Source organism: Arthrobacter sp. MYb227, assembly GCF_002975435.1.
Taxonomy (GTDB): Bacteria; Actinomycetota; Actinomycetes; order Actinomycetales; family Micrococcaceae; genus Paeniglutamicibacter.
Genome location: NZ_PCPT01000010.1, coordinates 41,496 through 54,478, shown reverse-complemented (window position 1 = coordinate 54,478; position 12,983 = coordinate 41,496). Strand labels below are relative to the sequence as shown.

Below are 12,983 nucleotides of genomic sequence, written 5' to 3'. Positions count from 1 at the left end.
GAATACTATTGGACGCGTTCACTACGAGCAAACCTAGCGCGCGCACCGGCGGCCAGATGTACAACAATCGGGCCCGAGACACCCATGAGTTCCTGGGTCTCACGGACTGCCAGAGCAACCTGCGCCCCGAGCTCGGCGGGTGCAACACCGCTGCGCGGTTGTACCTTGACTCTAATCCCCGGGGTTGGTGTGTTCTCCCAGAGAGTTAGGCTCAGGGACACAATATCGGTTCGTTTGCCTAGGATCGTACGCAAAATTTGTTCAACTGCTGCATCGGTAATTTCAATGCGTCCGGGCACCGGATCATCCTGAAAATAGCTATTGACGTACTCGTTCACCCGACCTCTGCCTTGCACAGCAATCCACCAAATCATCAACAAAATGATGATGATGAGCCCCATGGCTATCAGAATCCATAGCCAGGAATCTTTTTGTCCCGCGAGCGTTGTGTTTCTCAGTATTTGCAGGCTTGTTTGACCTACTTCACCTGCGAAGGCGCGCCACCACCTTGCATAGCCGGAAATAGTTGAGATCAACAGCAGGTGGATGCCTATAACCATGATCAAAACGCCGAAGATGGCGCAAAGTAGCCGATTCAGTGGCCGTGGGGTGAGGTTCACTGCCCGATCACCCCGTTCGCAGATATTTTTACCTTAATCTTTGGTAAAGGTACGACGGAATTAATTTCCAGCTCATTTTCAAGAGCCGCAATTACGGTGTCGTCGCTAAGCGGCGTTCCAGATGTTGGTCTAATCTGCACCTCGATGCGATCTCTGTTGATGATGACCAAGACTTGGCCTTGTCCAACCGCTGCGTCCACCTGAGTCCGCCGAGCTAGGGCAGCTGCCAGGACCTGATCGTCAAGTATCAGGACTGCCTCTTCGCATTGCATCGAGTGTTTAGCAAGTCGTCCAGTCCGGACACCGTGAATAAAGAATGTCAGACCCAGCATGGTCAGCACCGCTCCGGCTGCGGCTAACGCGTAGAGGTTCGATTCCCCGGGTAATGTCGAGATCCAACGCCACCATGTTTCTGGGGTTGCGATTAGTGGTTCTTGACCCAACGCTTTGAGCGAGGCTTCAAAAAGTGCGTATCCGCACAATACAATAACCAGCACCGCAAGTACTATCGCCGCAGGTGATCTGCCGCTAGTCAGTTCACGTGTTTTGACGGTTTCATCGTCGAGATCACTCATGCTCAAGTCCAACCCTCTGCAGCGACAACACCCGTGATTCTGATATCTACCTTGCTCACAAGCGCTCCGGTGAGCGCAGTGAACTGCTGTCCCAAGATTGGTCGCTGGGTTCTTGCGTCTTGAAGCAATGAAACAGTCCGTCTGCTCAGGGAAAGCGGAAGATTAATACTCAGTGCAAGATATCCAGCATCATCACGCAAAAAGACGCGTACTAAATATGGATCCACGTCAAAGAGGTTTCCCGCTATGCCTCGGGCAGCATTGCTTAGCGCGTGCGCACCGATACGGGTATATCCCGGGAACTGTTCGCCCGGCCGAGCTAAACTTTTCATTCCGGTCAAGGCACTCATGATGAAGAGCGCCGCCCGGTTAACACGTCACGCAGGGCCCTGAAATCGACCCGACTGTTAGCCATTTTGCCGGCGAACGCTCCAATCGCCATGAAGACCGCCATGAGAAGGAACCCGCCAAAACCATAAGAAAGCGCCGCCCAGGCAAGAATTGCTCCGATTAAGGTACCAATGAGTGTAGTTTTCAAGGCTGTTCTCCTCGATTTACTGTTTCTTGTTTACTGCCTAACCCCGTGGGTCCTGGAATATAGACGTCTCCAACCTCAATATTGACCTCAACAACGTGAAGTTGGGTTAATTCACTGGTGGAGACAAATACAGCTTCACGCACTCTTCCCGCCAGCTCGTGCAGTGGGACCCCGAACACTGCCGTCAAGACAATATCGATTGCTACTTGTGTTGCTCCCACCTCAACACTGACACCGTGGGCGGGTTCGTAACCCGCGCCCACCGCACCGCGAATTGCCCCCAAGGCCCGCGAAGTTCCTGATCCAAGCGAATGAACCCCAGGAACACTTCGAGCTGCACCCGCTGCGACTTTGGCTATGGCAAGATCGGTGAGCTTAGTTAGTCCCCCGGCAACACGTTGATTTTCTGCGGGGGCTGACTTCTCGGATGCAAGTGGATCGCTCATTTTTACCTCCAAAAGTTATTCAGTGGCACTAATCACAGCGTACAACCGTTTTTTGGTTACGTCCCAGAAAGCCATTGGAGGATCGTCACCGCTTTATACCTATATATAGGCACAAAGCGGGCTCACTTAAAACCCGCGAAAAGTGGAGTCTAGGGCAACGCCGGAATTGGCTCAGAAATGAGGTGGTGCTGGCTACTGAAGAGGGCTTAAAGTCCAAGGTTCGAGTTAAAGCAAAAACCCCCTTGTTTCCAAGAGGGTTTTATGTGGTGGCTCCGACCGGCGTCGATCCGGTGACCTTTCGATTTTCAGTCGAACGCTCTACCAACTGAGCTACAGAGCCTGGCATCATCAGGCTAGATGATCACCGTGATCTCCCAGCGAACCAGAAAACCAAAGCGACCCTGACGGGACTTGAACCCGCGACCTCCGCCGTGACAGGGCGGCGCGCTAACCAACTGCGCTACAGGGCCTTACTTGCGAAGTCTCCCTCGCTCACAAGACAAGAACTCTACCAGAGCTTTTCGCTCTTGTAAAATCCGCATTTCATGCGTACCCCCAACGGGATTCGAACCCGTGCCGCTGCCGTGAAAGGGCAGTGTCCTAGGCCGCTAGACGATGGGGGCCAGGAACCTCTGCGTTGAATTTCTCCGCCGCAGTGGACTCCAATAACTATAGAGGTAAATTTCCGTTGATGCAAAACGAGAGGCCCTCCGGGCCGAAAAAGCTAGAAAAATCCCGGAATCACGCGGAAAAGATTTTTCCGGACGGCAAGCAGCGAGTCGGAAACTATCGCTAGAGTTCGTTTTATGGCTTTCGAAATGACAGATGATGACTTTGAACTATTGGTAGAGCGGTCGCTAGAGCAGATTCCCGAAGCTCTCCGTCGCCTCATGAGCAACGTTGTCATTTTTGTTGAAGACGCATACGCTCCACCCCCAAATGAAGATCCGCAGACTCAGCTCCTAGGACTCTACGAAGGAACTTCATTAACCGATCGGGATGCTGGATGGGATGCCGGAGCACTGCCGGACCGAATCACCATCTTCAAAAATTCGATCCTAAATATTTGCTCGAGCGAAAAGCAGGTAATCGAGGAGGTAGGAATTACTGTGGTTCACGAAATTGCCCACCATTTCGGAATTGACGACAAACGTCTTCACGACCTCGGCTGGGGTTGAATCTCTAAAATAGAGAAAAATATTTTTGTGATTCGCACCCTAGCCCGGCACTTAGCACAAAAGTCCAGCTCGGAACGGAATTAGTAAAAATATTTTGGTCACGAAATGGTTACGAAAACCAATTTTATCGTGACCATTTCGTGACCGAACCCTCGACAAGCCACGCATACTCCTGCATGCTCGTTATGCATTCGTTGCACAAAGCCACCCCACCACTCCTACTTCTTGGGGATGCAGCTCAACCCGTGACCAAGAACGATCGGCGATCCGGCAGGCCTATCTTGCCAACATGATTCGCCCGGCCACGATTCCAAAACCTGGTTGCGCTGCAAGGCAGTTAGGAAAATCCCTTGTCCGTCCTTCGACACTTGGTCATTGCGACCAGCACCGCGCTAGTAGCCAGCACCGTTTTGGCAACAGGCGCCTCCGCAGCTCCGGTTCCCACAAATTCAGATATTCCCTCGGAAACCGTCCTCGCAGCAGAGCTCAACCCAAATCTTATTCAAGACATCACCAAGAGCATGGCAGTAGCTGCCATCGCCCCGGCCACCACGGCCAAATCCCTTGAATCTCAGATCTTCCAGGTAGACGCTGCCCTCCAGGATGCCGAAGCCGTGGCCCTCGAAGCAGCAGAGAACCTAGTAGTTGCCGAAGAATCAGCAACCGCCCAGAAGATCTCTCCCACCTCACTTTCAGGCACCTCACTTGCTAAGTTCAGTTTTACTGCCGCCGAACGTGACCGCCAACAGAGCGCTGCAATCTCGGCTAACGTCCAGAGCCTCTATGCGAAGGCCGAAACAGAACTGAGCGCCAAGCGAGAAGAACTCATCAGAGCCTCGGCCAAGGTTGGCAACACTACGGTGAAGGCCGAAACCGCGCGCTTGCAAAAACTGACCGAGTCCCGCGAAGAAGCCGAACTCATGGCAGCATTGCAGGATTCTGAACAAAACGTTGAAGCGCCAATCAATGACCCTGCCCTTGACCCCGAATTCGCCACGGTACCTAGTGGCGCATTCGGAACCGCATCAATCTCTGGTGCAGCCGTTCAGTTACCAACAGCAATTTCCCGTGCCAAGCGCATCGACAATTCGGTGAAATGGGCCAAAAAAATTGCAAGTAACAACAAGTACAAGTATCGCTACGGGGCAACCGGACCCCGCTACTTTGACTGCTCGGGTTACACAGGCAAGGCATTTGCCGCAGGCGGCAAGAAGCTCAAGCGCACTTCCAGCGCACAGTACAAGGCTGCACCCAAAAAGGTAAAGCTCTCCAAGCTGAAGAAGGGTGACCTCGTTTTCTGGTCCTCTAACCGTGGCCGTTCCTTCTACCATGTTGCTCTATACATTGGCGGAGGCAAGATCGCTCACGCACGTAACCCCAAGGCTGGTATCTCGGTTACCAAGCTTAACTATGCGGGTATGCGGAATATCTACAAGTACGCAGGCCGTTACTAAGGAATATTCGCCATACCTTGCACGCGGAGATGTACTCGGTGAAATGAAAGCCGTGCTGATGATGGGTTCCCATGCCAGCACGGCTTTCGCGCATGCACTGTGATCGTCTATAACGAGACAAAAAATCTGATAATTACACGGCTGTAATTGCTTTTTGTTTTGCGCAGGATGTTGCCAATGTGAATGAATATCCCATATGGTGCTAGAGGTAGCAGCGATCAGGCCGGACTCCCGCGCCGCATTTTCACAGGTATTTTGGAAATGCTTTCAACCGATCGCAGCGGTAAGGAACACACGGCATGGTATTCCGGCAAACACTTGGTGTTGCAGCCTGCGCAATTGCTTTAACTGTCTCTTGCGTCGCTGGTGTAGCCCCGGCTTCCGCCGCACCGCTCGCCCCACAGCTTTCCGTCAGCATCACCCGCGAACCGACTACTCCCTTACCTACTCAGGCGCAGTTAGAGGCCGCCAAATCCGATCCTGCACAACTTCAGGCAATGGTTTCCCAACTAGAAGCAGCCATTGAAGCAGGACGCAGCAAGATTCTGACGGCAGAAGCCAGTGCACTTGAAGCTCAAGACGGCCTCCTTGATGCAAACGAGCTTCTCGAAAAACGTGCAAGCGCCGCTAAGGAAGCCCGCACGGAAGCCGAAAAAGCCACCGAATACCTGCTGAACAGTAAAAAAGAAGTCGGAGCTCTGGCTTCCGATTTGTACCGTAATGGTGGAATTAACCCCGGCGTGGTGACTTTGCTTGAGAGCAACGCCGACAGCGATGTCCTCTACAAGGCCTCAACTATGGGAGCGCTAAGTGCCAATCGCGCACGCACCGTCAGCACTGCTGAAGAAGCCGCAGCCCTTTGGAAGGCTTGGCAGGACTATGCAGGCGATGCGGAGTCGGCAGCAAACGAGGCAACCGCGGCCCAGCTAGAGGCGGCCAGTACCGCAGCGAGTACGCTCTCCTCTTACGAGGCAGAGATCTCGCCTCAAGAAAAGCTCCGCAACGACATCATCAACCAGCTCGCTTTCCTGCGCGATGTTGATGCAAAGGTCGAAGCCCAGCGTATTGCCGCCAAGGAAGCTGCAACAGAGGCAGCACGACTTCAGGCATTGATTGAGTCGGCTCCACAGACTCCCCCGGTGCTCGAAGAGCCAGTGAATCCTGCGGAGATTAAGCCGCTTGCTGCTCCGCCGAAAAAGGTTCCAACCGAACGCCAGCAGGATAATACGTTGGTTCCTAAACCAACTAAGCCCAAGCCGACCGAGACCATTCCCGTAGTTTCGCAGCCGGAACCGATCGTGCCTGAATCAGCACCTGAAAAGCCAAAGCCAGCACCGGAGGCACCTAAGCCAGCCCCTACTCCGGACGCTCCCAGGCCGACGCCAACTCCGGAGAAGCCGAAACCGGAAGCTCCTAAGCCGACGCCGGAGAAGCCTAAACCGGCACCGGAAAAGCCGAAGCCAACTCCAACCCCAGAGAAGCCAAAGCCCACCCCGAAGCCAACACCGGCTCCTGCTCCAAAACCGACTCCGAAGCCTGAGACTCCCAAGCCGAAGCCGAAGCCGCCGGTCACTGAGGTTGCACCGCCGTCATCCCGAAACTTCAATTCGGCAATTTCTTGGGCACTTAAAACTGCGGATGATCCGTCAAAGGGATACATTTTTGGTGCCAACGGACCCAAAAGCTTCGACTGTTCATCTTTCTCCGGAACTGCATTCGCAAAGTCGGGCATCAGCATACCGCGTAGCTCCTCACAGCAATATGCTGCAGCACCCAAGAAGGTTCCTTTGAGCCAGCTGCGTCGCGGAGACTTGGTCTTCTCCTCCAGCAACGGTGGACGGTCTTTCTACCATGTGGCCATCTACTTGGGTAACGGTCAGGTAGTTCATGCGCGCAACCCGAATAGCGGAATCTCGGTAACTCCGTTGAGCTACGTCAATAATCTTCACCCCTATGCGGGACGCTACTAACACCGGCAAATTCCGTGTAGTTATATCTTGAAGGACCACGAAAAAGCTCCGCCCAACCTTTGTCTGGTTGAGCGGAGCTTTTTACTGTTCAGTGGTACTTATAGGCCGTTGGCCCGATCCTCAAAGCGCTTGCGAGTTTCCAAACGTGGATCATCACCATCGGGAACCACCATCACAGGGCCCTTGGAGTGGTGTAGGACGCCTTGACTAGTGGATCCAAGGAGCATGCCAGCAAATCCTCCGCGACCGCGTGAGCCGGTCACCAGCAGCCTTGCTGTCTGCGACTCACGAATTAAAATTTCAACCGGGGCACCCTCGAGGACATCAATATCGATTTCCAATTCCGGGAAGTAGCTTTGCAACCAGGCCTTGCCAATTGTCATCTGGTGGCGAACATCGGCCGCCACGGCTTCCTGGTCCACTGTTGCCGGCATCCATGCCAGAGCCCCGCTAACCGGGGCCAGAGCACATACGATGCGCATCGACAGGCCGCGGGCAGCGGCAAGCTCGGCAGCAACAAGCACAGCCATCCGAGCACGGTCAGAACCATCAACGCCAACAACAATCCGGTCCTGAATTTCCGGATCATCATCCGAGCGTTTAGCAATGCACAGCGGAACGACAACCGTCGGGCATTTTGCGTGTGCCGGAAGCGCGCTGGAAACCGATCCAAGCAGACGGCCAACGAATCCACCGCGGCCACGGGTACCCACGACAATGAGTTCCGCCTGACGGCTCAGATCCAGCAGCACACCTGATGGATCACCGGACTCAATGTATGTGCGAATTGTTACATCTTCATCGGTGATAGTGGCCCGAGCCTGACGCACAACTTCTTCGGCACCATTGCGAATCAGCTGGTCATCGAGGGTCGCATAACCCGCGTCCATTGAGGAGGCAGCAAAGACCGGGATGGTGTACGCGGTGACGATGTTCAGCACCGAACCACGTCGCTTGGCTTCCTTGACCGCCCATTTCAAAGCGCAAAGCGCCTGATCAGACCCGTCTACGCCAACAACGATTCCCTGGATGACTTCGGTGTCGTCTTGATTAAAAATCTTTTCGCTCATCGTCTTCACTCCTACGTGTCAGGACCTCAGGTGCTTCGGACTTACCGCCGCATACCCCTGTGGTTCTATTGTTCACCACGGGTGTGACGTGGGTCTATCCAATAGGCGCGTTCCCGCGAAACTCGAACGGCATTTCGCCTACTGGCTTAAAATAGTTCTATAATTCCCCCATGCCCAAACAGGACAACTCCCTCCTTAGCAAGACGCCCGTTTCCCGTCTTGACAGATACTTCAAAATCACCGAGCGTGGCTCCAACTATGCGCGTGAAATCCGTGGCGGCTTCGCCACGTTCTTCGCCATGAGCTACATCGTGGTACTTAACCCGCTCATCCTTGCGGGTGCGGACTCCACCGGCGCCGAACTTGGCGCCACCCGAGTTGCAGCAGTTACCGCGCTGGTAGCCGGCATCATGACGATCCTCATGGGCGCCTGGGCCAAGCACCCATTCGCCATGGCCACCGGACTTGGTGTCAACGCCTTTATTGCCGTGACTGTTGCCACCAACCCCGGACTCACCTGGCCAGATGTTATGGGCCTTGTCATCATCTCCGGTCTGACAATGCTGATTCTGGTGCTTACCGGGTTCCGCACCGCGGTGTTCAACGCCGTACCCGCAAGCCTCAAGACAGCAATTGTGGTGGGCATTGGCATGTTCATCGCACTCATTGGACTTGTCAATGCCGGTTTTGTGCGCCGCGTTCCGGACGCCGCGGGCACCACAGTTCCCGTCGGCCTGGGCTTCGAAGGCACACTTGTTGGCTGGCCCATCCTGGTATTCATCGTTGGTTTGCTGCTGACCATCGCCCTAGTGGTGCGCAAAACCAAGGGCGCAATCCTCATCGGCATCGTCGTCTCGGCCGTTCTAGCAAACATTCTTGAAGCGGTCTTCAAGATCGGCCCATCCTTCGACGGAACAACCTCCAATCCTCAGGGCTGGTCCTTGGTGGCCCCCTCCATGCCAAATTGGGCGCTGCCCGACCTGTCGCTGATTGGTCAGGCAAACATCTTCGGTGCCTTCCAAAACTTGGGCACCACCGCGGCCCTGCTACTTGCCTTCGTCATCCTGCTCTCGATCTTCTTTGATGCCATGGGCACCATGGTGGGCCTTGCCAATGAAGCAGATTCGGTCGATGAACACGGGAACATCCCAGATGTGGACAAGGTTCTGCTTGTTGATGCTCTCGGTGCTGTAGTTGGCGGCGGCGCCTCTGCTTCTTCGAGCCAGATCTACGTGGAATCCGGAGCTGGCATTGGCGAAGGTGCCCGCACCGGCCTCGCCTCAATTGTCACCGGCATCTTGTTCATTGCCGCAATGTTCCTGACCCCGCTGATCCACCTGGTGCCATTTGAGGCAGTCGCCCCGGCCTTGGTGGTTGTCGGGTTCATGATGATCTCGCACGTTTCAAAGATCGACTGGAACGACTGGGGCGTTGCCATCCCGGCATTCCTGACCTTCGTGCTGATGCCATTCACCTACTCGATTGCCAACGGCATTGGTGCGGGCTTTGTTGCATTCGTCTTCATCAGGAGCGTTCAGGGGCGAGCCCGCGAAGTTCACCCACTGATGTGGGCAGTTGCCGGAGCCTTCGTGCTCTTCTTCGGTATTGGCGTCATTGAACAGGCCATGGGAGTCTAAACTTCTCCCTCTGATACCCGGTTCTTAGCCAGAAAAGCCGGTGAGCTCACCCCCTACAGGGGGGCGAGCTCACCGGCTTTTGAGTCTCATCACGCAGACGCTTAGCCGCGCACCCGCAACTTCCACAGTGAAGTGATTTCCGCAGATCGTTCGGCATGGAATGGATCAGTCGTATCAGCACTGCGGCCATGCGTTGGACGGGTGTCGGATCGCCCGAGAACTTCCAACCCGGCCTCCGCCACCCAGCCCAAAAACTCTTCCCGACTGCGCAGTCCCAATCGTTCGGCCAAGTCCGAGATGACCAGCCACCCCTCACCGGCTGTATTCAAATGCTCGGGTAGTCCACGCAGAAACTCGCGTAACATCCGTGATTTGGGGTCATATACAGCGTAGTCAAGCAAGGTTTGCGGGGTACCCGGCAACCATGGCGGGTTACAGACAATAAGTGAGGCACGCCCCGGAGGGAACATATCGCACTGCACGGCACTGGCCCGTTCTGCGAGCCCCAGAGATGCGAACGTTTCACTTGCACACTCGATGGCACGGGCCTGCGAATCGGTACCAACCACTTTTTGAACCCCGCGTTTGGTAAGGATCGCTGCTAGCACACCGGTACCGGTGCCAATATCAAAGGCAGTATCTGTTGCAGGAAGCTGCGCTTGAGCTACTAAATCTAGGTACTCTCCACGCACCGGGGCAAAGGTTCCGTAATGGGGATGAATCTTTGCATCCAACGCGGGAACAAATAATCCAGTGGCGCGCCACTGCTGGGCACCAATGGCCCCAAGAAGTTCCTGCAACGTCACCACCGTTGTCTCAGTAACCTCACCGAAGGCGTTGCGCCAGGCCTTGGTAATATCCGGTGCGCGGCGCAGGGCAACCACCGGTCCCGGCTCGACCGGGACCATCAGCATAGAGAGCATCCGCGAACGCTGGGTACGGGCCTGTCGATACTTATAAAAACGTTCGGCAGTACTTTCTTGGGCTCGTTGGCGCTTGGGCTTACCTGCGTCAGGGGCTCGTCGGCCCATGGCGCTTAGCAGTTGCCGGGCGTTATGATAATCTCCCGTCCAGAGCATCCCAACACCCTGGGCCGCCAGCTTGTGCGCCTCATGCGCGGTAAGTGTGTCATCGACGGATTGTATTCGCGCCGGTGGTTTGGCCGCATTAGAGGATGAAAAGACGGCTGTTCGTGTTGCTCCGTCCTGTTCCCAGGAAACATAGGTTGGGGAGTTCATGGGGATTTTCGGGCGCTCCTGCGTCTAGTGATTGTCCCCCAAAAGCTTATGTATGCGTCCAGCGGGGGAAGAATGGGCACTCGTTAAGCCTACTTCCGTGGGCAGAGCCCTAGATGGCTATCGCATAGCGGGCAAATGCTCGCACAGTTGCATCATCCCAGTGCTGAGCAGGCACCCCACCACCGAGTAGTTCACGGATAAAGGGTGCTTCCGCGGGGATCGGTGCATTTGATCCGGCAATGATGACATTGCCGTGGCGTCGGCCCTTGAGCATTGTAGGGTCGGCGACTATTGCCACGTGTTTGAACAGTGCTGCAATGGTTGCTGCCTCACGGCGGGCGTTTTCAAGTGATGGGGTGTCCCCGCAGTTGACCACGTAGAGGCCATTTGCATCAAGGACACGGGCTGCCTGAGCCGTGAACGCAAGAGTTGTCAGGTCACGTGGGGTTTGATCTCCGGCAAAAACATCCCTAATGATCAAATCTCGTGTTGCATCGGTGAGCGTTGCCAGTACAGCTCCGGCCTCTCCCACACGAATCCGCAGCAAGGGAGCACGTGGCAAATCAAACCACTCACGCACCAGAGCGGCGAGCTTACCATCAAGTTCAACAACTACCTGCCGGGCATTGGGGTAGGTTGCGTTGATCCAGCGGGCCATTGAACAGGCACCACCACCCAAGTGCAGGGCGCGAAGTTTATGTTCTTGCTCCGTAATATCCTCGGGTGCAAAGCGGGAACGAATAATTGCAGCGATCCAGCGCATATATTCGAAATCTAGGTGCCCAGGGTCGGCGAGGTCTACGTGCGAGGAGGGAACATCGTTGATGCGTAGCAGCCAACCGGTGGGCGAATAGGGATCACGTTCAAGCTCTGCGGTACCCGTATCGATGGGATATATCCCTTCCAGAGGACCGTCCTGCGGTGCAACTGCATTCTGCTCCGGCGCAGTGTTGCTGCCGCGTGAACTCTTCTTAGTCTTTCCCTTAGCCACGTGAGTCTCCCCTGCGAACCATGCAGATTTCGCGCAGCCCGGCCCAGTCATCGGCGAGTGATTCAATGCGGCCATCGGTAATGAATCCGTGCTTCTTATAGAACGCAATGGCCCTTGCATTACCCTCAAGGACCCAGAGCAAAGAGTCGCGTCCACTCAACACTGTTTCTAGGAGTTGGGCGCCAAGACCGCTGCCGTAATGCTCGGCAAGCACGTAAAGCACCTGTAGCTCAAGGCCAACCCCGGTGCCAAGATCTTCCTCGGCCACAGGTCCGCCACCGGCAACACCAACAATGTTTGAGTCCTGATCCAGGGCAATCCACAATTCGGCACCCTGGGCAAGGCCGCGGGCCCACCAATCGGCTTCTAGTTCCTGGCGTGCTTGAGCATTATTGAAGAAGGATTCTGGGCGTTGGTCGGTGTAGGTTTGACGCCAGGCAAGGAGTTTCATCTCCAGTGTGGCGGAAATATCCTCGGGTGTGGCAAGGCGAATGGTGTAGGTCTGGGTACTCACCCTGCAAGCCTATGCGCTATTGCGCGCCGGAGCCCAACGCCTCAGCTCAGCCTCCGAGCTAGCGGACCCGTGCTAGGGCAAAGCCATCCCAGCCCTTGAGCCCCACTGTTTGAAGTGCCGTGGCATCAAGTAACGGGTGTGTTCCCAACAGTTCTAGCCCTGCACGCACTCCATTGATCAGTGCACCGGCCTGGGTTTGCGGGTCTGCAGGATGTACTACCAAGCCGTCACGCACCACGTTATCCACAACAATTACGGTTCCGGATTTTCCTAGGGAAATCGCTGCCTGAATGTAGTGAACATTGTTTTCCTTATCGGCGTCGATAAACACAAGGTCAAAGGGCTGCCCTCCTTCGGCCAACAAGGCATCAAGGGTGTCAACGGCTGCTCCAATGCGGATCTGAACCCGATCAGCGATTCCCGCAGTTTGAAGGTTATCTGCAGCAATTTGTGCGTGTAGAGGCTCATATTCGCAGGTCACCACCTGTCCATCGGTCCCTACTCCGCGGGCCAGCCAAGAGGTTGAATACCCGCCAAGTGTTCCAATTTCTAGGATTCGTTTGGCACCGGCTATTTGGGCCAGCAGCATCAAGAATTTTCCTTGTACCTCGCTGACCTCAATCCGCGGCAGCCCGGCATCATGTGCTCGTTGACGTGCCGCATCAAGCTCCGGTTCCGGAGCCAAAAGTTGTTTGATGAGGAATGTGTCTACGTCGCTTGGCGTGACGGGCACCGCTGGATCGTGCATGAGA

14 protein-coding genes and 3 tRNA genes are annotated in these 12,983 nt (G+C 55.2%); 4 read left to right on the top strand and 13 right to left on the bottom strand.

What is annotated here, in order from left to right:
- Positions 1-5: 5 nt before the first annotated feature.
- From CQ018_RS16040 to CQ018_RS16005, 8 genes are all read right to left on the bottom strand, one after another.
- A complete protein-coding gene (locus tag CQ018_RS16040) occupies positions 6-620 on the bottom strand; it encodes a hypothetical protein (protein WP_105551026.1) in 615 nt (204 codons plus the stop codon).
- A complete protein-coding gene (locus CQ018_RS16035; protein WP_105551025.1) occupies positions 617-1,195 on the bottom strand; it encodes a hypothetical protein in 579 nt (192 codons plus the stop codon). The genes CQ018_RS16040 and CQ018_RS16035 overlap by 4 nt, the downstream gene beginning before the upstream one ends.
- Positions 1,196-1,197: 2 nt before the next feature.
- Positions 1,198-1,545, bottom strand: coding sequence for a hypothetical protein (locus tag CQ018_RS16030; protein ID WP_146111932.1), 348 nt, complete (start codon positions 1,543-1,545; stop codon positions 1,198-1,200).
- Positions 1,542-1,733 carry a DUF2273 domain-containing protein gene (locus CQ018_RS16025; RefSeq protein ID WP_105551023.1) on the bottom strand — a complete coding sequence of 64 codons (192 nt, stop codon included), beginning with the start codon at positions 1,731-1,733 and terminating at the stop codon, positions 1,542-1,544. Before CQ018_RS16025 ends, CQ018_RS16030 begins: the two co-directional genes overlap by 4 nt.
- Positions 1,730-2,179: an Asp23/Gls24 family envelope stress response protein gene (locus tag CQ018_RS16020; protein ID WP_105551022.1), complete on the bottom strand. Its 450-nt coding sequence runs from the start codon at positions 2,177-2,179 to the stop codon at positions 1,730-1,732. The genes CQ018_RS16025 and CQ018_RS16020 overlap by 4 nt, the downstream gene beginning before the upstream one ends.
- Positions 2,180-2,443: 264 nt before the next feature.
- Positions 2,444-2,519 (bottom strand) — tRNA-Phe (locus tag CQ018_RS16015).
- A gap of 56 nt (positions 2,520-2,575) precedes the next feature.
- Positions 2,576-2,649, bottom strand: a tRNA-Asp gene (locus CQ018_RS16010).
- 80 nt (positions 2,650-2,729) lie between these two features.
- A tRNA-Glu gene (locus CQ018_RS16005) sits at positions 2,730-2,802 on the bottom strand.
- A 183-nt stretch (positions 2,803-2,985) separates the two neighbouring features.
- On the opposite strand from CQ018_RS16005, the gene CQ018_RS16000 reads away from it, so the two are divergent.
- The 3 genes from CQ018_RS16000 (at position 2,986) to CQ018_RS20750 (ending at position 6,781) form a co-directional block, all read left to right on the top strand.
- Positions 2,986-3,357 (top strand): metallopeptidase family protein, encoded by a 372-nt coding sequence (locus tag CQ018_RS16000; RefSeq protein WP_105551021.1) that lies wholly within the window; start codon positions 2,986-2,988, stop codon positions 3,355-3,357.
- A gap of 350 nt (positions 3,358-3,707) precedes the next feature.
- Complete coding sequence (locus tag CQ018_RS15995; protein WP_105551020.1) at positions 3,708-4,811, top strand: C40 family peptidase; 1,104 nt, start codon at positions 3,708-3,710, stop codon at positions 4,809-4,811.
- 299 nt (positions 4,812-5,110) lie between these two features.
- Positions 5,111-6,781, top strand: coding sequence for an NlpC/P60 family protein (locus CQ018_RS20750; RefSeq protein WP_105551019.1), 1,671 nt, complete (start codon positions 5,111-5,113; stop codon positions 6,779-6,781).
- A 98-nt stretch (positions 6,782-6,879) separates the two neighbouring features.
- Here the strand turns inward: CQ018_RS20750 and CQ018_RS15985 are convergent, their stop codons facing one another.
- Positions 6,880-7,851 (bottom strand): universal stress protein, encoded by a 972-nt coding sequence (locus CQ018_RS15985; protein ID WP_105551018.1) that lies wholly within the window; start codon positions 7,849-7,851, stop codon positions 6,880-6,882.
- Positions 7,852-8,021: 170 nt separating this feature from the next.
- Here CQ018_RS15985 and CQ018_RS15980 point away from each other — a divergent pair, with 170 nt between their 5' ends.
- Positions 8,022-9,488, top strand: a complete 1,467-nt coding sequence (locus CQ018_RS15980) for an NCS2 family permease (RefSeq protein ID WP_105551017.1) — start codon at positions 8,022-8,024, stop codon at positions 9,486-9,488.
- A 101-nt stretch (positions 9,489-9,589) separates the two neighbouring features.
- Here CQ018_RS15980 and CQ018_RS15975 read toward each other — a convergent pair whose 3' ends face one another.
- The 4 genes from CQ018_RS15975 to CQ018_RS15960 all read right to left on the bottom strand — a co-directional run bounded on the left by CQ018_RS15975 (position 9,590) and on the right by CQ018_RS15960 (position 12,979).
- Complete coding sequence (locus CQ018_RS15975) at positions 9,590-10,726, bottom strand: methyltransferase (protein ID WP_105551016.1); 1,137 nt, start codon at positions 10,724-10,726, stop codon at positions 9,590-9,592.
- Positions 10,727-10,835: 109 nt separating this feature from the next.
- A complete protein-coding gene (locus CQ018_RS15970; protein WP_181149934.1) occupies positions 10,836-11,768 on the bottom strand; it encodes a fused MFS/spermidine synthase in 933 nt (310 codons plus the stop codon).
- Positions 11,710-12,231 (bottom strand): GNAT family N-acetyltransferase, encoded by a 522-nt coding sequence (locus CQ018_RS15965; protein WP_105551015.1) that lies wholly within the window; start codon positions 12,229-12,231, stop codon positions 11,710-11,712. The genes CQ018_RS15970 and CQ018_RS15965 overlap by 59 nt, the downstream gene beginning before the upstream one ends.
- Positions 12,232-12,289: 58 nt before the next feature.
- A complete protein-coding gene (locus CQ018_RS15960; RefSeq protein WP_105551014.1) occupies positions 12,290-12,979 on the bottom strand; it encodes an O-methyltransferase in 690 nt (229 codons plus the stop codon).
- Between the last annotated feature and the right edge of the window lie 4 nt (positions 12,980-12,983).